16 protein-coding genes are annotated in these 18,985 nt (G+C 60.2%); 12 read left to right on the top strand and 4 right to left on the bottom strand.

Going from position 1 to position 18,985, the window contains the following annotated elements:
* Positions 1-7 precede the first annotated feature (7 nt).
* The gene (locus BLU28_RS04430) at positions 8-643 is read right to left on the bottom strand and encodes an MOSC domain-containing protein (RefSeq protein WP_168247063.1); all 636 of its coding nucleotides are present in this window, start codon (positions 641-643) and stop codon (positions 8-10) included.
* Positions 644-680: 37 nt separating this feature from the next.
* On the opposite strand from BLU28_RS04430, the gene recR reads away from it, so the two are divergent.
* Positions 681-1,286, top strand: a complete 606-nt coding sequence (gene recR, locus BLU28_RS04435) for a recombination mediator RecR (protein WP_003507177.1) — start codon at positions 681-683, stop codon at positions 1,284-1,286.
* Positions 1,287-1,324: 38 nt separating this feature from the next.
* A complete protein-coding gene (locus BLU28_RS04440) occupies positions 1,325-2,590 on the top strand; it encodes a lytic murein transglycosylase (protein ID WP_077986519.1) in 1,266 nt (421 codons plus the stop codon).
* A gap of 177 nt (positions 2,591-2,767) precedes the next feature.
* On the opposite strand, the gene BLU28_RS04445 is transcribed toward BLU28_RS04440, so the two are convergent.
* A complete protein-coding gene (locus tag BLU28_RS04445; protein WP_077986517.1) occupies positions 2,768-4,396 on the bottom strand; it encodes an MFS transporter in 1,629 nt (542 codons plus the stop codon).
* A 287-nt stretch (positions 4,397-4,683) separates the two neighbouring features.
* Between BLU28_RS04445 and rimP the strand changes: the two genes are divergently transcribed.
* From rimP to BLU28_RS04490, 9 genes are all read left to right on the top strand, one after another.
* On the top strand, positions 4,684-5,280 hold the full coding sequence (rimP, locus tag BLU28_RS04450; RefSeq protein ID WP_004439068.1) for a ribosome maturation factor RimP: 597 nt from the start codon (positions 4,684-4,686) through the stop codon (positions 5,278-5,280).
* Between the two features lie 63 nt (positions 5,281-5,343).
* Entirely contained in the window at positions 5,344-6,960 is a 1,617-nt protein-coding gene (gene nusA, locus BLU28_RS04455) for a transcription termination factor NusA (RefSeq protein ID WP_003524306.1), read from the top strand.
* Positions 6,957-7,658 carry an RNA-binding protein gene (locus BLU28_RS04460; protein ID WP_077986516.1) on the top strand — a complete coding sequence of 234 codons (702 nt, stop codon included), beginning with the start codon at positions 6,957-6,959 and terminating at the stop codon, positions 7,656-7,658. Before nusA ends, BLU28_RS04460 begins: the two co-directional genes overlap by 4 nt.
* A 102-nt stretch (positions 7,659-7,760) precedes the next feature.
* Complete coding sequence (infB, locus tag BLU28_RS04465) at positions 7,761-10,496, top strand: translation initiation factor IF-2 (RefSeq protein ID WP_004439058.1); 2,736 nt, start codon at positions 7,761-7,763, stop codon at positions 10,494-10,496.
* A gap of 134 nt (positions 10,497-10,630) precedes the next feature.
* The gene (rbfA, locus tag BLU28_RS04470; RefSeq protein ID WP_004439055.1) at positions 10,631-11,047 is read left to right on the top strand and encodes a 30S ribosome-binding factor RbfA; all 417 of its coding nucleotides are present in this window, start codon (positions 10,631-10,633) and stop codon (positions 11,045-11,047) included.
* A 3-nt stretch (positions 11,048-11,050) separates the two neighbouring features.
* Positions 11,051-11,998 carry a tRNA pseudouridine(55) synthase TruB gene (gene truB / locus BLU28_RS04475; RefSeq protein WP_004439053.1) on the top strand — a complete coding sequence of 316 codons (948 nt, stop codon included), beginning with the start codon at positions 11,051-11,053 and terminating at the stop codon, positions 11,996-11,998.
* Between the two features lie 181 nt (positions 11,999-12,179).
* A complete protein-coding gene (gene rpsO / locus BLU28_RS04480) occupies positions 12,180-12,449 on the top strand; it encodes a 30S ribosomal protein S15 (RefSeq protein ID WP_004439050.1) in 270 nt (89 codons plus the stop codon).
* Positions 12,450-12,728: 279 nt separating this feature from the next.
* The gene (gene pnp, locus BLU28_RS04485) at positions 12,729-14,876 is read left to right on the top strand and encodes a polyribonucleotide nucleotidyltransferase (protein WP_077986515.1); all 2,148 of its coding nucleotides are present in this window, start codon (positions 12,729-12,731) and stop codon (positions 14,874-14,876) included.
* A gap of 75 nt (positions 14,877-14,951) precedes the next feature.
* The gene (locus tag BLU28_RS04490; RefSeq protein WP_077986513.1) at positions 14,952-15,968 is read left to right on the top strand and encodes a class I SAM-dependent methyltransferase; all 1,017 of its coding nucleotides are present in this window, start codon (positions 14,952-14,954) and stop codon (positions 15,966-15,968) included.
* A gap of 5 nt (positions 15,969-15,973) precedes the next feature.
* Here the strand turns inward: BLU28_RS04490 and BLU28_RS04495 are convergent, their stop codons facing one another.
* Positions 15,974-16,918, bottom strand: coding sequence for an AEC family transporter (locus BLU28_RS04495; protein WP_004439041.1), 945 nt, complete (start codon positions 16,916-16,918; stop codon positions 15,974-15,976).
* 464 nt (positions 16,919-17,382) lie between these two features.
* Here BLU28_RS04495 and BLU28_RS04500 point away from each other — a divergent pair, with 464 nt between their 5' ends.
* Positions 17,383-18,375 carry an adenosine kinase gene (locus tag BLU28_RS04500; RefSeq protein ID WP_045533177.1) on the top strand — a complete coding sequence of 331 codons (993 nt, stop codon included), beginning with the start codon at positions 17,383-17,385 and terminating at the stop codon, positions 18,373-18,375.
* Here BLU28_RS04500 and BLU28_RS04505 read toward each other — a convergent pair.
* Positions 18,368-18,901 carry an SH3 domain-containing protein gene (locus tag BLU28_RS04505; RefSeq protein WP_034496360.1) on the bottom strand — a complete coding sequence of 178 codons (534 nt, stop codon included), beginning with the start codon at positions 18,899-18,901 and terminating at the stop codon, positions 18,368-18,370. The two genes, BLU28_RS04500 and BLU28_RS04505, sit on opposite strands and share 8 nt — an antisense overlap.
* Positions 18,902-18,985: the final 84 nt, after the last annotated feature.

Here is an 18,985-nt window from a genome sequence, read left to right on the forward strand (position 1 = left end):
GCCGGCTTCAAGCTTCCAGCATCGCGCGAAACCGGCTCGCCAGCGGCGTTTCCAGAAAGGCCAGGCGTTCAGCTGCGTTGAGCTGCATGGGGCGAAAGCGCTGCAAAATGGTCGGTATTGGCAGCTTTAATCCCTGATAGGGTTTGAACACGATATCCTCCCCGGCAGCCAACATGCCGCCTTTCAGCACCCGGCAGTAGAACCCCGGTTGGCCCGCCCGACGGAAACGCAGTGCGAAATCGGGATCGCCGATGCGAACCGACAAGGTGGCGCAGGGAATGCGGGCGGCGGTCACTTCCAGCTCAACGTCATTTGCCGAGAACCTGTCGCCAACGTGGAGTTTTGCGCTGTCGACACCATCAAGAACGAGGTTCTCACCAAAAAACCCGGGTTCGACCGTAAAGCCCAGAGAGCGGGACCAGAAGTCGAGATCGGCGGAGCCCATGACGTAAATCGCCTGATCCGGCCCGCCGTGATGTTTGCGATTGCAGACGGCGTCACTGACGATGCCTTCCGCATCGACCATGACGGGACCCTGCACGGCATGTTTGAAGATGCCCGTCTTCGTGGTCTTTCCCGGCAGCCTTTTTGCCTCGCCCCGGCACACCGCCCTGATTTTCATGAACAACCCTTTGCGCTTCATGATTCCCGTTTCCCGATTTATGCAGTAGAAAGCGCTCATGGCAAAACGAGTCACCGGCCCCGAAATCGAAAAACTGATCCAGCTCCTGGCAAAAGTGCCGGGGCTTGGGCCCCGCTCGGCGCGGCGGGCAGCACTGCATCTCATCAAGAAGAAGGAACAGCTTCTCGGGCCGCTGGGCCATGCCATGGGCGAGGCTTATGACAAGGTGAAGATCTGCTCCTGCTGCGGCAACGTCGATACGATAGACCCCTGCACCGTCTGCGCCGACGACCGGCGCGACCAGTCGGTCATCATCGTGGTGGAAGATGTGTCTGATCTCTGGGCGCTGGAGCGGACGGGTGCGATGAACACTGCCTATCACGTGCTGGGGGGCACTCTGTCGCCGCTCGACGGGGTCGGGCCGGAGGACCTGAACATCAAGGGCCTGATCGACCGTGTGAGCGCCGGCGGCATCCGCGAGCTCATCATCGCCGTCAATGCGACGGTGGAAGGGCAGGCAACCGCCCATTACATCACCGACCGCCTCTCCGGTCTCGACATCAAGATCACCCGGCTTGCGCATGGCGTGCCGGTGGGCGGTGAGCTCGATTATCTCGACGAGGGCACTTTGACGGCCGCGCTTCGGGCGCGAACGACAATCTGAAGTCCCCCTCCCTCCCCGTCATTCAAAGAGGAGACCGAATGCGAAACCGTTTTGCCCCGAAGGCACTGGCTGCCCTTCTTTCCGTTTTTTCAGCAACGACGGCGTTGGGGCAATCGGCACCGACAGGAGCAGCGGCAGCCCGATATGATGCCGAATTTAATGCCTGGCTGAAAAAGGAAATCTGGCCGGAAGCGCGCAAGGCCGGCATTTCGCAAAGGACGCTTGAGGCTACGCTCAGCGGTCTCTCCATCAGCTGGAACCTGCCCGATCTCGTCATTCCCGGCCAGAAGCCGCCGAAGGAGCAGAGCCAGAGCCAGGCGGAATTTTCCTCGCCCGGCGCCTATTTCTCGGAAAAGCGGCTGCAGGGTCTTGCCGCCACCGGGCGTTCGCTTGCTTCCACCCACGCGGCGACGCTGCGCCGGATAGAGGCGAAATACGGTGTGCCGGGTGATATCGTCGTTGCGATCTGGGGCCGCGAATCCGGTTTCGGCCGGGCAAAACTGCCACATTCCGTGGTCGATGTGCTGGCCACAAAAGCCTATATGTCTACCCGCAAGGAGATGTTTCGCGCCGAGTTGATCGATGCGCTGAAGATCGTCGAGAGTGGCGATATCGCGGCCTCTCGCATGATGGGCTCCTGGGCCGGTGCGCTCGGCCAGCCGCAGTTCATGCCGTCGAGCTATCTGAAGTATGCCGTGGACTTTGATGGCGACGGCCACCGTGACATCTGGAACTCCGTGCCGGACGCGTTGGCATCCATAGCTAACTATCTTTCTCAGCGCGGCTGGCAACGCAATCGCGACTGGGGTTTCGAAGTCTCGATCCCCGCCAATGTTTCCTGCGCGCAGGAAGGGCCTGATCTCGCACGACCTGTGGCGGATTGGGCGAAAATGGGCATCACACGCATTTCCGGAAAAGCCTTCCCGGCCAATGACCTCTCTGCCGATGGCATGATGCTGGTCCCGGCTGGGCGGCATGGGCCGGAATTCGTGGTGACGCCGAATTTCTACGTCATCAAGGAATATAATAATTCCGATCTCTATGCGCTCTTCATCGGCAATCTCGCTGACCGCATCGCCCACGGCGCGGGGCCGTTCCAGGGGGAATGGGGCAATGTCGGATCGATGCTGCGCTCGGATGTTCTGGCAATGCAGAAGGCGTTGGTTGCCAAGGGCTATGATGTCGGCAAGGCAGATGGCCTCGCCGGTTTCAAGACGCGCCGCTCACTCGGGGACTGGCAGTCGAAAAATGGGCTTTCACCGACGTGTTTTCCAGATGCAAGCTTGAAGGCAAGGTTAAAATAGCACGTTACCGGCGACGTCGGAAAACCTCTATGTCATTATGCTCGGGCTTGTTCCGAGCATCTGCAACCAGTTGATTTAACATACGTCGTTGGACCCTCGGGACAAGCCCGAGAATGACGTCGAGAGCTATGGCAGGGAGGTATCAATGCCTTTACCTGCACGTTTCGGCCCCACCTCTCAATGCTGATCTGTATGAGGCTTGTGAAAGATATCGTCGGTCGGCGGGATGGTCTGACGTTCGATCATCCGGTGCACCCGTGGCCGCGTCTTGCCGCGGTGAAGCTCCAGCAGCCGGTCCCAGGCCTCTGCATCTGCCTGGGTGCGGCGGTGATTATGGCGGACATATTCCACCCAGGTCGGCACATGGTAACTTTCCGTCCAGATGTCGGGGTTTTCGAGATCCCGCATCAGGTTCCAGTTGCGCGCGCCGTCACGAATGCGAATGCGGCGGCGCTCGGCCATCAGCGGCAGGAATTCGCCCAGATCCTCGTCATGGATTTCATAATCGATGAGGATGGCGATGGGCCCGCTGCGCGGCTTGATGTCCAGTCTCAGCGGCGGCTCCACGAAACGGTTGAGCGGATCGAGATTAAGCGAGGCGAAGGCCGGCATGGCAAGTTTGAGGCCGACGACGACACCGAGCAGCATCAGTGCGCAGGAACAGAGCAGCGAATAGGAAATGCCGTAATCTTCCGCCAGCTCACCCCACAGCCAGCTGCCGACCGCAATGCCGCCGAAGGTGAGCGTCTGGTAAAGCGAGAGCGCCCTGCCAACCACCCATCGCGGGGTGGAGAGCTGGACAATGGTATTGAAGAGCGACAGTGCCAGCACCCAGCAGGCGCCGGCAACGGTCAGCACCAGTGACGTGATGATCGCGCTCGTGCTCACCGCCGTTACGCCGGCGCTGAAGGCGAAGCCTAGAAATGCGACGCGCACGATCCATTCGCTGGACAGCACCTCGCGCAATCTCGCGCTGATCAGCGCACCGCCAATCGCGCCGACGCCGAAGGCACCCAGCATGACGCCATAGGTCAGCGGGCCGCCCTCCACCAGGTCGCGGGCGACGATGGGCATCAAGGCGAGGGTGGCGCTGGCGGAAAGGCCGAAAAGGAAGCCGCGCACCAGCACCTTGCCGATATTGGGCGACATCGCCACATAACGCATGCCGGCCGAAATGGCGGCCAGAAGCTGCTCCCGCGGCAGGGTCGAGGCATATTTGGGCGGCTGCCAGCGAAACAGGGCGTAGATCAGCGTGAAATAGCTCAGCGCATTCACGAAAAATGCGGCGGCCGCACCGGCGGCGGCGACGATGATACCGCCGATGGCCGGGCCGACACTGCGGGTAATATTGAAGCCGACACTGTTCAGCGTGACGGCGGCGGGCAAATCCTCGCGCGGCACCATTTCGCCGACGGATGCCTGCCAGGACGGATTGTTGAGGGCCGTGCCACAGCCGATCATAAAGGTGAAGAAAAGCAGAAGCCACGGCGTGAGCCAGCCGGACCAGGCAAAAACGGTAAGCAGCACGGACGCCGTCAGCATCAGCAGCTGCGCCGAAATCATGATGCGGCGGCGGTCGAAACTATCGGCCAGCGCGCCTGAAATCAGCGAGAACAGCATGATCGGCAAAGAGGTGGAGGCCTGCACCAGCGCGATCATGTTTTCCGAACTGGAGAGCGACGTCATCATCCATGCGGCGCCCACCGCCTGGATCAGTCCGCCGAAATTTGAGGCAAGGCTCGCGATCCAGATTCGTCTGTAAGTCAAATGCCTTAAAGGCGCGAGTGGCGATTTACGGTCAGGCACGCTCTGTCCACTTGATGCAACTGCGATTTATCAAACGGCAACTATAGACAGTGCCGAAAATCATGCCAGCCTTTCCCGCACGGGAAGGGTGAAAATATGGCCGAGGGCGCAGCGGAAGCGACTCTACCCGCGAAAACCTTGCAATCCTGCACCGATGGGTCTATATGACCACTGAAATTCTTGATCGCTTGATGAAGAGTGGGGCCGCAAGGCTCCGCTCTTTTTCGTTAGGCGGACCGGAAACAGAGGGCTGAAAGCCCGGCGACAATCCAAAACCGGAAGGCCAGATGGCAGACACCGCACACGAACCGCGACTTATAACCGAAACCGGCATCGACCAGCGTATTGCCGAGATCATCGAACCCGTTCTGACGGGTATGGGCTATGTTCTGGTGCGCGTGCGGCTTTCCAATCAGAACGGCATGACGCTGCAGGTGATGGCGGAACGGGAAGACGGCACGATGACCGTTGAGGACTGTGAAGCCATTTCCATGGCCATTTCACCGGTTCTTGATGTGGAAGATCCGGTCGATAAAGCGTATCATCTTGAAGTTTCCTCGCCCGGCATCGACCGGCCGATGGTTCGCAAATCGGATTTCACCCGTTGGCAGGGCCATCTGGTGAAGGTCGAAACCTCCATTCTGGTCGAGAACCGCAAGCGGTTTCGCGGCAAGATCGTTGAGGTTGATGCTGACGGTTTCAAGCTGGAACGCGACCAGATCGCTTATGGCGAAGAGCCGACAGTCGTTATTCCGTTCACTGCGCTTTCCGATGCGAAGCTCATTCTGACGGACGACCTTATTCGTGATGCGCTGCGGGCAGACAAGGCGGCCAAGGCCGCTGCCGCAAACCAGAACGACGAAAACGAAGCAGACGAAGACTAATTCCAACGTAAAGCCCGGAAAACGGGCGATCCCCGCAATTATGCGACTTACGGAGATAAAAAAATGGCAGTGAGTGCTAACCGGCTTGAGCTTCTGCAGATCGCCGATGCTGTGGCGCGCGAAAAGGTCATCGACCGCGAAATCGTGCTTGCCGCAATGGCCGACGCTATCCAGAAAGCCGCCCGCTCGCGCTATGGTTCGGAAACCAATATCCGCGCTGATATCAACTCCAAGACCGGCGAAATCCGCCTGCAGCGTCTTCTGGAAGTTGTCGAAGCGGCTGAGGACTATTCGACCCAGATCCCGCTGGAGCTTGCCCGCGACCGCAACCCGGACGCCAAGCTCGGCGACTTCATTGCCGATCCGCTGCCGCCAATGGATTTCGGCCGTATCGCCGCCCAGTCCGCCAAGCAGGTCATCGTGCAGAAGGTGCGCGAGGCCGAGCGTGACCGCCAGTATGACGAGTTCAAGGACCGTATCGGCGAAATCGTCAACGGCACCGTCAAGCGCGTCGAATACGGCAACGTCATCGTCGATCTCGGCCGTGGCGAAGGCATTATCCGTCGTGACGAGATGATCCCGCGCGAAAACATGCGCTACGGCGATCGTGTACGCGCCTACGTCTACGACGTTCGCCGCGAACAGCGTGGCCCGCAGATTTTCCTGTCGCGTACCCATCCGCAGTTCATGGTGAAGCTCTTCACCATGGAAGTTCCGGAAATTTACGACGGCATCATCCAGATCAAGTCGGTTGCCCGTGATCCTGGCTCACGCGCCAAGATTGCCGTCATCTCGAACGATAGCTCGATCGACCCGGTCGGCGCCTGCGTCGGTATGCGCGGTTCGCGCGTTCAGGCCGTCGTCGGCGAACTCCAGGGTGAGAAGATCGACATCATTCCATGGAGCCAGGAGCCGGCGTCGTTCATCGTCAATGCCCTGCAGCCGGCGGAAGTCGCCAAGGTCGTTCTGGATGAAGAATCCGAGCGTATCGAAGTGGTCGTTCCCGACGAGCAGCTGTCGCTCGCCATCGGCCGCCGCGGTCAGAACGTGCGTCTGGCATCGCAGCTGACCGGCTGGGACATCGACATCATGACCGAGCAGGAAGAATCCGAGCGTCGCCAGAAGGAATTCAACGAGCGTACGGCCCTGTTCATGGAAGCGCTCGACGTCGACGAAATGGTCGGCCAGGTTCTGGCTTCGGAGGGCTTCGCGCAGGTTGAAGAACTGGCTTATGTCGATCTCGACGAAATCTCCTCGATCGATGGCTTCGACGAAGACACCGCCGATGAAATCCAGACCCGCGCCCGCGAATATCTGGAACGCCTGGAAGCCGAAATGGACGCCAAGCGCAAGGAACTCGGCGTTTCCGACGAATTGCGCCAGATCGACGGCCTGACCTCGCAGATGATGGTTGCGCTCGGCGAAGACGGCATCAAGACCATCGAAGACTTTGCCGGCTGTGCAGCGGACGATCTCGTTGGCTGGAGCGAGCGCAAGGACGGCGAGACGAAGAAGTTCGAAGGCATCTTCTCCAAGCTCGATGTTTCGCGCGTCGAGGCCGAGAACATGGTGGTGCAGGCTCGCCTTCTGGCAGGCTGGATCACCGCCGAAGAGCTCGCTTCCGAACAGGAAGCCGATGCGGAAGCTGCCGAGGAGGCGGATACCGCCGAGCAGGAATGACATCGCAGGCGCATGAGCCGGACGAGCTGCCCGAGACTGACGATGACGGGCGGATCAAAGGCGACGTCAATGGACGTATGTGCATTGTGACACGGCAGAGCGGATCGCCAGATGAGCTGATCCGCTTCGTCGCAGGCCCGGACGGCGACGTCGTTCCGGACCTGAAACGCCAATTGCCGGGACGCGGCTGCTGGGTGACACCCGAGCGCGCCCTGATCGAGAAAGCCATCGCGAAGAAGCTCTTCGCGCGGGCTCTGAAACGTGACGTCAAGGCCGGGCCTGAGCTTCTCGCTCTTCTCGACCGTCTGATGGCGCAGCATGTGGCTGGCATGATGAACATGGCGCGCAAGGCGGGCCAGTTCATCAGCGGCGCGACGAAGGTCGATGCTGCCGTCCGGTCCGGGAACGCGATCGCCGTGTTCCATGCGACCGACGCTGCGGCCGATGGCGTCAGAAAACTGGACCAGGCCCGCAAGGCCTGGGCACTCGGCAGCGATGCCAGCAATGAAATTCCGTCCTTCCGGCTCTTTAGCGAAGCCGAAATGGACGAGTTGATGGGCCAGAATGCTTTTATCCATGCCTGCGCGCTTGCAGGGCAGGCGGGTGAGGGTGTAGTGAAGCGCGCAACGATGCTTGAGCAGTACCGCAATGGCGGTCGGGCTCATGCGGAACGCGACGCTGCCCGGACAGAACAATGACGCGGTTGCCCGATATGAACGGTCGCCGCGTTCCGATGCAGCAATTGAACGACGAGACCTGATGAACGTCATCCGGTTCTCGTCCGAAGGAACGGGAACGGAATGACCGACAACAACGACGACAAGACACTCAACGCGCCTGCCAAGAAGACTCTTACCCTGAAGCCGGGCGGGATGAATCAGGGCACCGTGCGGCAGGATATGGGTCGAGGTCGCACCAACGCGGTTGTCGTGGAAACACGCAAGCGCCGCCCCATGCGTCCCGAAGACGAGAAGCAGGTACATTCGGCTGCGGCCCCCGCTCCGAAGCCGGCGGCTCCCGCCGCCGCAGCACCGCGTCCACAGGCTCCGCAGCCACGCATCCACCAGCCCAGCAACCAGCAGCAGCGTCCGGGTTCTTCCCCTTCGCAGCAGCAGCGTCCCGGCTCGTCTGCGCCCCAGCAGCGCCAGCCGGAGCGTCCGCGCGGCAATGTTCTGCATGACCTTTCCGCCGGTGAAATGGAAGCCCGTCGCCGCGCACTGATGGAAGCGCAGGCCCGTGACGTTATTGAAGCCAAGCAGCGCGCCGAAGAAGAGGCTCGCCGCAAGGTGGAAGAAGAACGCCGCATTGCCGCGGAAAAGGAAGAGGCCGCCCGCCGCGCCGCCGAGGAGGCTGAAGCAGCAAAGCTCGCGGCAAGCCAGCCGGCCGCGGAAGCAAAATCCGAACCGGCCGCTGAAAAGCCGGTTTCTGCCGCTCAGCCGGCGCCGCGCGCCGAGGCTCGTCCTCAGCCCGCCGCTGCCCCTGCCCGCCCGGCCACCGAAACCGCCGCTCCGCGCGGTCGCCGCACTGACGGCGACGAGGAGGACGATCGCGGTGCACGCCGTGGTAACCTGCCAGTCCGTGGCAAGGTTGCAGCGCCGGCGCCGGCCAAGCCGGCTGCACGCCTGAAGACAGAAGAAGAACGCCGCCGTGGCAAGCTGACCGTAACCTCGTCCAATCTGGATGAAGACGGTACGCCACGTGGCCGCTCCATGGCATCCATGCGCCGCCGGCAGGAAAAGTTCCGCCGCAGCCAGATGCAGGAGACCCGTGAAAAGGTAATGCGCGAAGTGATCCTGCCGGAAACCATTACCATTCAGGAACTGTCGCAGCGCATGTCGGAACGTGCCGTCGACGTCATCAAGTTCCTGATGAAGGAAGGCCAGATGATGAAGCCGGGCGACGTGATCGACGCCGATCTGGCGGAACTGATTGCAGTCGAATTCGGTCACACCGTCAAGCGCGTTTCCGAATCCGACGTGGAAGAAGGCATCTTCAACCAGGCGGACGACGAAGGCGAAATGCTGCCGCGTCCGCCCGTCGTGACGATCATGGGTCACGTCGACCACGGCAAGACCTCGCTTCTCGACGCCATCCGTCAGGCGAATGTTGTTGCCGGCGAAGCCGGTGGCATCACCCAGCATATCGGCGCCTACCAGGTCGAGAAGAACGGTCAGAAGATCACCTTCATCGACACCCCCGGCCACGCCGCCTTCACCGCCATGCGTGCCCGTGGTGCGCAGGCGACGGATATCGCCGTTCTCGTGGTTGCCGCAGACGACAGCGTGATGCCGCAGACGATCGAGTCCATTAACCACGCCAAGGCGGCGGGTGTTCCGATCGTCGTTGCGATCAACAAGATCGACAAGCATGAGGCCAACCCTGAAAAGGTTCGCCAGCAGCTTCTGCAGCACGAAGTCTTCGTGGAATCGATGGGCGGTGAAGTTCTTGACGTCGAAGTTTCGGCCAAGAACAAGCTCAACCTCGACAAGCTGCTTGAAGCGATCCTGCTGCAGGCCGAAATCCTTGACCTCAAGGCGGACCCGAACCGCACGGCGGAAGGTACGGTCATCGAAGCCGAGCTCGACCGCGGCCGCGGCGCCGTTGCCACGGTTCTGGTTCAGAAGGGCACGCTGAAGCCCGGCCAGATCATCGTTGCCGGTGATCAGTGGGGCCGTGTGCGCGCGCTCGTCAACGACAAGGGCGAACATGTCAAGGAAGCCGGTCCGGCCATGCCGGTCGAGATTCTCGGTCTTTCCGGCACGCCGTCGGCGGGTGACCGTTTCGCGGTTGTCGAAAACGAAAGCCGTGCTCGCGAAATCTCCGAGTACCGCCAGCGTCTGGCACGCGACAAGGCTGTCGCACGTCAGACCGGCCAGCGCGGTTCGCTGGAACAGATGATGAGCCAGTTGCAGACGTCGGGAATGAAGGAATTCCCGCTGGTCATCAAGGCAGACGTGCAGGGCTCGGTCGAAGCCATTATCGCTTCGCTCGACAAGCTCGGCACCGACGAAGTCCGCGCTCGTATCGTTCATTCGGGTGCTGGTGCCATCACGGAATCGGATATCTCGCTTGCCGAGGCCTCCAACGCCGCAATCATCGGCTTCAACGTTCGCGCCAATGCACAGGCACGTACGGCTTCCGAACGCGCTGGTATCGAGATCCGCTACTACAACATCATCTACGATCTGGTGGATGACGTGAAGGCGGCGATGTCGGGTCTGCTTTCGCCGGAACGTCGCGAGACCTTCCTCGGCAATGCCGAAATCCTCGAGGTGTTCAACATCACCAAGGTCGGCAAGGTCGCGGGTTGCCGTGTCGTCGAAGGCAAGGTGGAACGTGGTGCGGGTGTTCGTCTGGTTCGCGACAACGTCGTCATCCACGAAGGCAAGCTCAAGACCCTCAAGCGCTTCAAGGACGAAGTCAACGAAGTGCCTGTTGGTCAGGAATGCGGTATGGCCTTCGAAAACTACGAAGACATCCGCGCCGGCGACACCATCGAGTGCTTCCGCGTCGAACACATCACGAGAACGCTCTAAAGCATTTCCAGGAAAAGTGGACCCCCGGTTTTCCGTCCAGAAATGCGATAGAACAAAGAGCGTTCTCGCCGCAAAACAGGACTTTACTGTCGGGCGCCGGCTTACCGGCGCTCGCTCCGTTTGAGGCATAACCCATGGCAAAAGCTACATCATCGGCCCCTTCCCAACGCATGCTGCGCGTCGGCGAACAGGTGCGCGCCGCCCTGACCCAGATTCTCCAGCGCGGTGAAGTCCGCGACGATCTGATCGAAAGCACCGTCATTTCCATTTCGGAAGTGCGCATGTCTCCCGATCTCAAGATCGCCACCGCTTACGTGACGCCGCTCGGCGTTGCCGACCACACCGATATCATCACGGCACTCAACCGCCATGCCAAGTTCATGCGCGGCCGCCTCGGCCCGCAGCTCCGGCAGATGAAATACATGCCGGAACTGCGTTTCCGCGACGATACGAGTTTCGACAATTATCAGAAGATCGACGCGCTTCTACGCTCGCCCGAAGTGCAGCGCGATCTTGGACCTTCAAACGAAAAAGACGACGAACAGAACTGAAGCATGTCCAAACCACGCAAACAGCAGAACCGCAAACCCAAGGGCCGTCCGATTTCCGGTTGGCTGATCCTCGACAAGCCGCTCGATTTCGGCTCTACCGAGGCCGTCTCCAAGATCAAGTGGCTGTTCAATGCCCAGAAGGCAGGCCATGCCGGCACGCTTGATCCGCTGGCCTCCGGCATGTTGCCGATCGCGCTTGGTGACGCCACCAAGACCGTGCCTTACGTCATGGACGGCCGGAAAATCTACGAATTCACAGTGACCTGGGGCGAGCAGCGCACGACCGACGATCTGGAAGGCGAAGTGGTCGAATCTTCCGATCAGCGCCCGGACGAGCAGGCGATCCGCGATCTTCTGCCCAATTATACCGGGGTGATCATGCAGACCCCGCCGCAATTCTCCGCTATCAAGATCGCCGGTGAACGCGCTTATGATCTGGCACGTGACGGCGAGACCGTAGAAATTCCCGCACGCGAGGTGGAAATCCATCGCTTGACGTTGCTGGCCTGCCCGGATGCCGATACGGCCCATTTCGAAGTGGAATGTGGCAAAGGCACCTATGTGCGGGCGCTTGCGCGTGACATGGGCCGCGATCTCGGCTGTTTCGGCCATATCTCGGAACTGCGCCGCACCATGGTCGCTCCATTCGGCGAAGACATGATGGTGCCGCTCGAAACGCTCACCGCGCTGGAAGCCGTTGAAGACCGCGACGAGCGGCTGGAAGCGCTGGACGCCTATCTGATCGACACGGCCGAAGCGCTTTCCGCCCTTCCCCGCCTTATTATCAACGACGACCAGGCGCACCGGCTGAAGATGGGCAACCCTATCCTGCTGCGCGGGCGCGATGCGCCGGCCAGCCATCCGGAAGCCTACGCTACGGCACATGGCAAGCTGGTCGCCATTGGCGAAATCGGCGAAGGCGAGTTTCGCCCGAAGAGGGTTTTCGGCTGAGTCGGACCGTCACGCGTTTGCTGACGCGTGGCGGAGCGCTGTCAATCGCCTCTTTCCATTGCACCCGGAATAGTTTATAGGCAGCGCCAGCTTGGGCTTTGCCTTCGCTTTTCATGGCCAGAGCTGGACGACATCCCGGCTCTAGGCGTCCCGTTTTCCTTAAAACTGAAAGGATCGTCCGATGTCGATTACTGCAGAGCGTAAAGCCGCCCTCATCAAGGAATATGCAACGAAGGAAGGCGACACCGGTTCGCCGGAAGTTCAGGTCGCAATCCTTACCGAGCGGATCAACAACCTGACCGGTCACTTCAAGGATCACAAGAAGGACAACCACTCGCGTCGTGGCCTTCTGACCCTGGTTTCGAGCCGTCGTTCGCTTCTCGACTATCTGAAGAAGAAGGACGAAGCCCGTTACACCAAGCTGATCGGTGCTCTCGGCATTCGCCGCTAATAAGGTTTCCGGCGGGCTTCTCAACGATGCCCGCCGGTTTTTAATTCCGGCCCTACAGGCCGCATGATTTTCCGGGCGTTTGCCGCAGATGTGGCCCCCGGGCGATAAGGGTGAACCGGATGGGCCGGTGCCGCCTTTTTCAACCGCAGACCTGTCATGGGGCAGGATTGCCGGATGCTTGCCCGTCCAAGCCTCCCGCTGTCTTGCCCGTGATTGAGTCACAGCGCTGCCACGGCCGGTCACGATGACCGAGCGGGCAGCCACAACCAAGGACAAGATATGTTCAATCAACACTCCGTGGAAATCGAATGGGCAGGCCGCCCGCTGAAGCTCGAGACCGGCAAGGTTGCCCGTCAGGCTGATGGCGCCGTCATCGCAACCTACGGCGAGACCATGGTTCTCGCGACTGTGGTTTCCGCTAAGTCTCCGAAGCCGGGTCAGGATTTCTTCCCGCTCACCGTCAACTATCAGGAAAAGACCTACGCAGCCGGCAAGATCCCCGGTGGTTACTTCAAGCGTGAAGGCCGTCCGAGCGAAAACGAAACGCTGGTCTCGCGCCTGATCGACCGCCCGATCCGTCCGCTCTTCCCTGAAGGCTACAAGAACGACACCCAGGTTGTCGTCACCGTTATCCAGCACGACCTGGAAAACAATCCTGACATCCTCTCCATGATCGCCACATCCGCGGCGCTCACGCTTTCCGGCGTTCCCTTCATGGGCCCGGTCGGCGGCGCGCGCGTTGGCTACATCAACGGCGAATATGTTTTGAACCCGCATCTCGACGAGATGGATGAGTCGGTTCTGGACCTCGTCGTTGCTGGAACGCAGGACGCGGTTCTGATGGTGGAATCGGAAGCCAAGGAACTCAACGAAGACGTCATGCTCGGCGCGGTCATGTTCGGTCACCGCGGTTTCCAGCCCGTTATCGATGCGATCATCAAGCTCGCCGAAGTTGCCGCCAAGGAACCGCGCGAATTTGAACCGGAAGATTTTTCCGCTCTCGAAAACGAGATGCTGGCACTCGCCGAAGCTGAACTGCGCGACGCTTACAAGATCACCGAAAAGGCCGCCCGTTACGCCGCCGTCGACGCCGTCAAGGCTAAGGTAAAGTCGCACTTCCTGCCGGAAGAAGGCGAAGCCAAGTACACGCCGGAAGAAATCGGCGCTGTCTTCAAGCACCTTCAGGCCAAGATTGTTCGCTGGAACGTTCTCGACACCAAGAGCCGCATCGACGGCCGCGACCTGTCGACCGTTCGCCCGATCGTTTCCGAAGTCGGCATTCTGCCGCGCACGCACGGTTCGGCGCTCTTCACCCGCGGTGAAACCCAGGCGATCGTTGTTGCGACCCTCGGCACCGGCGAAGACGAGCAGTATGTCGACAGCCTCACCGGCATGTACAAGGAACGCTTCCTGCTGCATTACAACTTCCCGCCCTACTCGGTCGGTGAAACAGGCCGCATGGGCTCTCCGGGCCGTCGTGAAATCGGCCACGGCAAGCTCGCATGGCGCGCTATACGTCCGATGCTGCCGACTGCCGAACAGTTCCCCTACACGCTGCGCGTCGTTTCCGAAATCACCGAATCCAACGGCTCCTCGTCGATGGCAACGGTTTGCGGCACCTCGCTGGCGCTGATGGACGCAGGCGTTCCGCTTGCCAAGCCGGTTGCCGGTATCGCCATGGGCCTCATCCTCGAAGGCGACCGTTTCGCGGTTCTCTCCGACATCCTCGGTGACGAAGACCACCTCGGCGACATGGACTTCAAGGTCGCAGGTACGGCTGACGGCATCACCTCGCTGCAGATGGACATCAAGATCGCCGGTATCACCGAAGAGATCATGAAGATCGCTCTGGAGCAGGCACAGGGTGGCCGCAAGCACATTCTCGGCGAAATGGCCAACGCCATCACCGAGAGCCGCGGTCAGCTCGGCGAATTTGCGCCGCGCATCGAAGTGATGAACATCCCGGTCGACAAGATCCGTGAAGTCATCGGCTCCGGCGGCAAGGTCATTCGCGAAATCGTCGAAAAGACCGGCGCGAAGATCAACATCGAAGACGACGGCACCGTCAAGATCGCTTCTTCTTCCGGCAAGGAAATCGAAGCGGCTCGCAAGTGGATTCACTCCATCGTTGCGGAACCGGAAGTCGGCGCCATCTATGAAGGCACGGTTGTCAAGACCGCCGACTTCGGCGCTTTCGTCAACTTCTTCGGCGCCCGTGACGGCCTCGTCCACATCTCGCAGCTCGCTTCCGAGCGTGTTGCCAAGACCTCCGACGTCGTCAAGGAAGGCGACAAGGTCTGGGTCAAGCTGATGGGCTTTGACGAGCGTGGCAAGGTTCGCCTGTCCATGAAGGTTGTCGACCAGGAAAGCGGCAAGGAAATCGTTGCCGACAAGAAGAAGGAAGACGGTGAAGCCGCTGCCGAATAAGGCCGCGCCACCAAATCCTGTCGAGGCGCGGGTTTTGCCCGCGCCTTTTTTCTATTCTACCGTGAGGATGCTCCCATGAGCCGTGACGCCGTAAAAACCCTTTTCCATCCCTTTGCCTCTGACATGCTTGCCATGCCGAAAAACGGCGAACGCGTTCTTTTTCTGGGAGCGGAGGCGGGTCCGCGGCTCGACGGTTTCGACGCGGAGATCGTCGCGGTTCAGCATCTTCGGCCGCTCTATCGCGCTCTTGAAGCTCAGGGCGCAAAGGTCACTCCGGATATTTCGGGCGAAGATTACGATGCGGCGCTGCTGCTTTGCGGCAAACACCGCGGCGAAAATGAAAACCGTGTCGCTGAAGCGCTTTCCCGGGTGAAGGCCGGCGGCCTGATCGTCGCAGCCGGATCGAAGGAAGACGGTATTCTGACGCTGCGTAAGACGCTGACAAAGCTCGGCATCGAGGTGGACTCGACGCCGAAATATCACGGCGTCGCCCTGTGGTTCAAACGGCCGGACGATATCTCTGCCGTCGTGTCGAAACTTGCTCAGAAGCCCGTGACGGTGGAAGGCCGCTTCACCGCCCTGCCCGGCATGTTCTCGCATGACCGCGTGGATGATGGTTCGGAACTGCTCGCATCGCGCCTGCCGACCGATTTCGACGGCAATGCTGCCGATTTCGGCGCCGGCTGGGGTTATCTCTCCATCATGCTGGCGGAAAAATCGCCGCGCACGGCCCGTATCGATCTGTTCGAAGCGGATTGGAATGCGCTCGAATTCGCCAAGACCAATCTTCTCGAAAACAACCCTCGCCTGACGGCGCGTTTCTTCTGGCAGGATCTGGCAAACGAGCCGCCGAAGGAGAAATACGACCTCATCATCATGAACCCGCCTTTCCATTCAAGTGGACAGGCGGCGGAGCCGGCGCTGGGTCAGGCCTTCATCAAGGCCGCGGCCGGGGCGCTGCGCAGCGGTGGCAAGTTGCTGATGGTCGCCAATCGCGGGCTGCCCTATGAGCCGGTGCTGGCAGCAGAATTCCGCACCAGCACGGAAGTATGCCGAAATGCCCGCTTCAAGATTCTGAGCGCGCAGAAGTAAGAAAATCAGCTCAATAGCCAGGCCCATAGCGACACGGAAAGGACACCGGTCGCCGTGGATATGCTGATGGTTGAGGCCGCAACGCTGTGGCCGATGCCGAAACGGTTGGCGATGAGCCAGGCATTCACGCCCGTTGGCACCGACGAGGTGAGGACAAGCGCCGCCGTCCATTCACGGCTTAGCCCAAGTACGTGGCCCATGGCCCAGACACAGGCTGGCAGGAGCAGCAGTTTAAAAAAAGTCATGGTGACGGCAATGCCCATATTGCCGCGGATGGTGTATTTCGTCAGCGCCATGCCCAGCGAAATCAGGGCTGCGGGTCCTGCCATGGAGGCGATCTGATCCACCACTGTTTTCAGGACAGGCGTCAGCGCCAGACCGGAAACATTGGTCGAAAGCCCTATGACGAGGCCAATCACAAGAGGATTGGTGACGAGATTTCTGCCGACCTGCTTGAAGACCGCGGCCGTGCTGCGCTTTTCTCCACCGATTGCCTTGTGCGTTGCATTTTCCATCAGGATCGTGCCGGCGATCATCATGACCGGCAGGTGGATGGCGAGCAGGATGGAAAGGGCAACCAGCCCTTCGTCGCCCACGGAGCGACCGACAAGAGGCAGGCCAATGAAGATATTATTCGCAAAGGCCGAGGAGATGCCGGCAATGACGGCGATGCGGACATCCTGCTTGAACACATGGCGGGTGACGATATGCCCGACTGTCCAGGTGACGGCCACGCCAGCAAAATAAGTGAGCCAGAGCCGGAACGGCGAGGCACCGTGGAAATTCGCTTCCGCAAGGGTGCGGAAAATCAAGGTCGGCACGGCGATCTTGAAGACGAAGTCGCTCAAGATCTCTCCTGCGTCTGCCCGGAAGAGGCCAGCTCTCACGGTCAACCAGCCGATCAGGATGAGAATGAAAATCGGGGCGACATTCGCGGCAACGGCAGACATGGAGGGAAAGCTTTCGCGGCTTTTGCGGGAGGATACTCCGCTTTAGAGCCTTTTCGGCCGGAATGGAATCGCGAAAACGCTTCATGTTCCGGTTTTAATCGCGGCATGGAAGGCTGGGCAGCCTTCCCACCACGTCTACCGGGCGGGCGTCCGGCCCATGCGATGGTGACGTCTGCCAAAAAGAAAAAGCGGGGTCTCCCCCGCCTTTTATGTCCGTTATATGCCGCCAGTACATCCGTGGCGGAGATAACGGTTGAGCCAGAAGACCTCATGTCTTCCACTTCGGTACGCATTCACACACCTCTGCTCTGGTCGCAGAGATAGCTTAACCATATTACAGGCAAATGACGCGTTTTCTTCTTTCGCGCAGAACCGCATATTTCCGCTTTAGGCTTTTCTTGCCGCCAGAAATGTTTAAGACCTTTGAAAAAAGACGCACACCCCGTGCGAACCGGATAGGGCCAATGACGAAATTTGACGTACTGACTGTCGGCAATGCCATCGTCGACATCATTTCCCGCTGCGATGACCGCTTTCTCAACGACAATGCCATTACCAAAGGGGCGATGAACCTCATAGACGCAGAACGGGCAGAGCTGCTTTATTCGCTGATGGGGCCGGCTCTCGAAGCCTCCGGCGGCAGCGCTGGCAATACGGCGGCGGGTGTGGCGAATTTCGGCGGCAAGGCTGCCTATTTCGGCAAGGTGGCGGAAGACCAGCTCGGCGAAATCTTCCAGCACGACATCCGCGCTCAGGGCGTTTATTTCGAAACCAAGCCGCAAGGCACCTTCCCGCCAACGGCCCGTTCGATGATCTTCGTGACTGAAGATGGCGAGCGTTCGATGAACACCTATCTCGGCGCCTGCGTCGATCTGGGCCCTGAGGATGTGGAAGACGACGTGGTGGCGCAGACCAAGGTCACCTATTTCGAGGGTTATCTGTGGGATCCGCCGCGCGCCAAGGATGCGATCCGCGAATGCGCCCGCATTGCTCATGAAAACGGCCGCGAAGTTTCCATGACGCTTTCCGACAGTTTCTGCGTCGGCCGTTACCGTGAGGAGTTTCTCGATCTGATGCGCTCCGGCACAGTGGATATCGTTTTCGCCAACAAGCAGGAAGCGCTTTCCCTTTATGAAACCGACGACTTCGAGCTTGCGCTGACCAGGATCGCCGCCGACTGCAAGATCGCGGCGGTGACGATGAGCGAAGAAGGCGCGGTTATCATGCGCGGCACGGAACGCGTGAAGGTGGATGCCTATCCGGTGCATGACGTGGTCGACACGACGGGTGCGGGCGATCTTTTCGCCGCCGGCTTCCTGTTTGGTTATACGCAGGACCGGTCGCTCGAAGATTGCGGCAAGCTTGGCTGCCTTGCGGCTGCCGCTGTCATTCAGCAGGTCGGGCCTCGTCCCATGTCATCGCTGAAGGCGCTTGGCGAGAAGCACGGCCTTATTTAAAGGCTTCACCCGGGTAAGCACCCCAGATTTCGCCCTGCGAAACCCAGCCCGAGGCCTGACCGGCCTCGGCGCGACACCAGTCCCCATTGCATTCGCCGATCCTGAAGACCACGCCCGGCTCAAGCCGTGCCACGACGGCTGCGCCGGACTGCGCCTCGCGACGCATGTTGACATAGACTTCCTTGCCCTTGCCGCGCATCCATGGGGCAGCGACGGCCGTGCGCTCACCGGAGAGAAGGGCCTGGTTGACCCAGCCTTCCGTCCCATCGGCATCACGGATGCGCCGCCAGTTTTCATATTCCTGGATGATCTCGACCGGCATCCCGGATTTCAGATACATCCACGACACGGCGTAATCCGTGCTCGGACCGATGCGCATGTTCACGCGTTTGGATTTCAGGCTGACGAAACGCGGCAGCGGCAGGCCGCTGGCGCCTTTCGCGGCGCCCTGCGCCATGGCGTCGGTTGCCGCACCGAGGAGGCCCAAAGACAATGCAATGCAAACAATAGAAACCACACTGCGCATGCCCATTTCCGTTTCCCGCCTTCTGCAAACCGGATGATATTTAAGGAGGCTCGTTTCCACATGCCTCAAGCTTCAGCGAGTTTT

Origin of the sequence: Agrobacterium pusense (genome assembly GCF_900102105.1) — a bacterium.
Taxonomy (GTDB): domain Bacteria; phylum Pseudomonadota; class Alphaproteobacteria; order Rhizobiales; family Rhizobiaceae; genus Agrobacterium; species Agrobacterium pusense.

Coding starts and splice junctions, on each gene's coding strand:
- infB (WP_004439058.1), top strand. CDS start 7,761: ATGACCGACAACAACGACGACAAGACACTCAACGCGCCTGCCAAGAAG.
- truB (WP_004439053.1), top strand. CDS start 11,051: ATGTCCAAACCACGCAAACAGCAGAACCGCAAACCCAAGGGCCGTCCG.
- BLU28_RS04500 (WP_045533177.1), top strand. CDS start 17,383: ATGACGAAATTTGACGTACTGACTGTCGGCAATGCCATCGTCGACATC.
- rbfA (WP_004439055.1), top strand. CDS start 10,631: ATGGCAAAAGCTACATCATCGGCCCCTTCCCAACGCATGCTGCGCGTC.
- recR (WP_003507177.1), top strand. CDS start 681: ATGGCAAAACGAGTCACCGGCCCCGAAATCGAAAAACTGATCCAGCTC.
- pnp (WP_077986515.1), top strand. CDS start 12,729: ATGTTCAATCAACACTCCGTGGAAATCGAATGGGCAGGCCGCCCGCTG.
- BLU28_RS04440 (WP_077986519.1), top strand. CDS start 1,325: ATGCGAAACCGTTTTGCCCCGAAGGCACTGGCTGCCCTTCTTTCCGTT.
- rpsO (WP_004439050.1), top strand. CDS start 12,180: ATGTCGATTACTGCAGAGCGTAAAGCCGCCCTCATCAAGGAATATGCA.
- BLU28_RS04460 (WP_077986516.1), top strand. CDS start 6,957: ATGACATCGCAGGCGCATGAGCCGGACGAGCTGCCCGAGACTGACGAT.
- BLU28_RS04495 (WP_004439041.1), bottom strand. CDS start 16,918: ATGTCTGCCGTTGCCGCGAATGTCGCCCCGATTTTCATTCTCATCCTG.
- nusA (WP_003524306.1), top strand. CDS start 5,344: ATGGCAGTGAGTGCTAACCGGCTTGAGCTTCTGCAGATCGCCGATGCT.
- BLU28_RS04490 (WP_077986513.1), top strand. CDS start 14,952: ATGAGCCGTGACGCCGTAAAAACCCTTTTCCATCCCTTTGCCTCTGAC.
- BLU28_RS04505 (WP_034496360.1), bottom strand. CDS start 18,901: ATGCGCAGTGTGGTTTCTATTGTTTGCATTGCATTGTCTTTGGGCCTC.
- rimP (WP_004439068.1), top strand. CDS start 4,684: ATGGCAGACACCGCACACGAACCGCGACTTATAACCGAAACCGGCATC.
- BLU28_RS04430 (WP_168247063.1), bottom strand. CDS start 643: ATGAAGCGCAAAGGGTTGTTCATGAAAATCAGGGCGGTGTGCCGGGGC.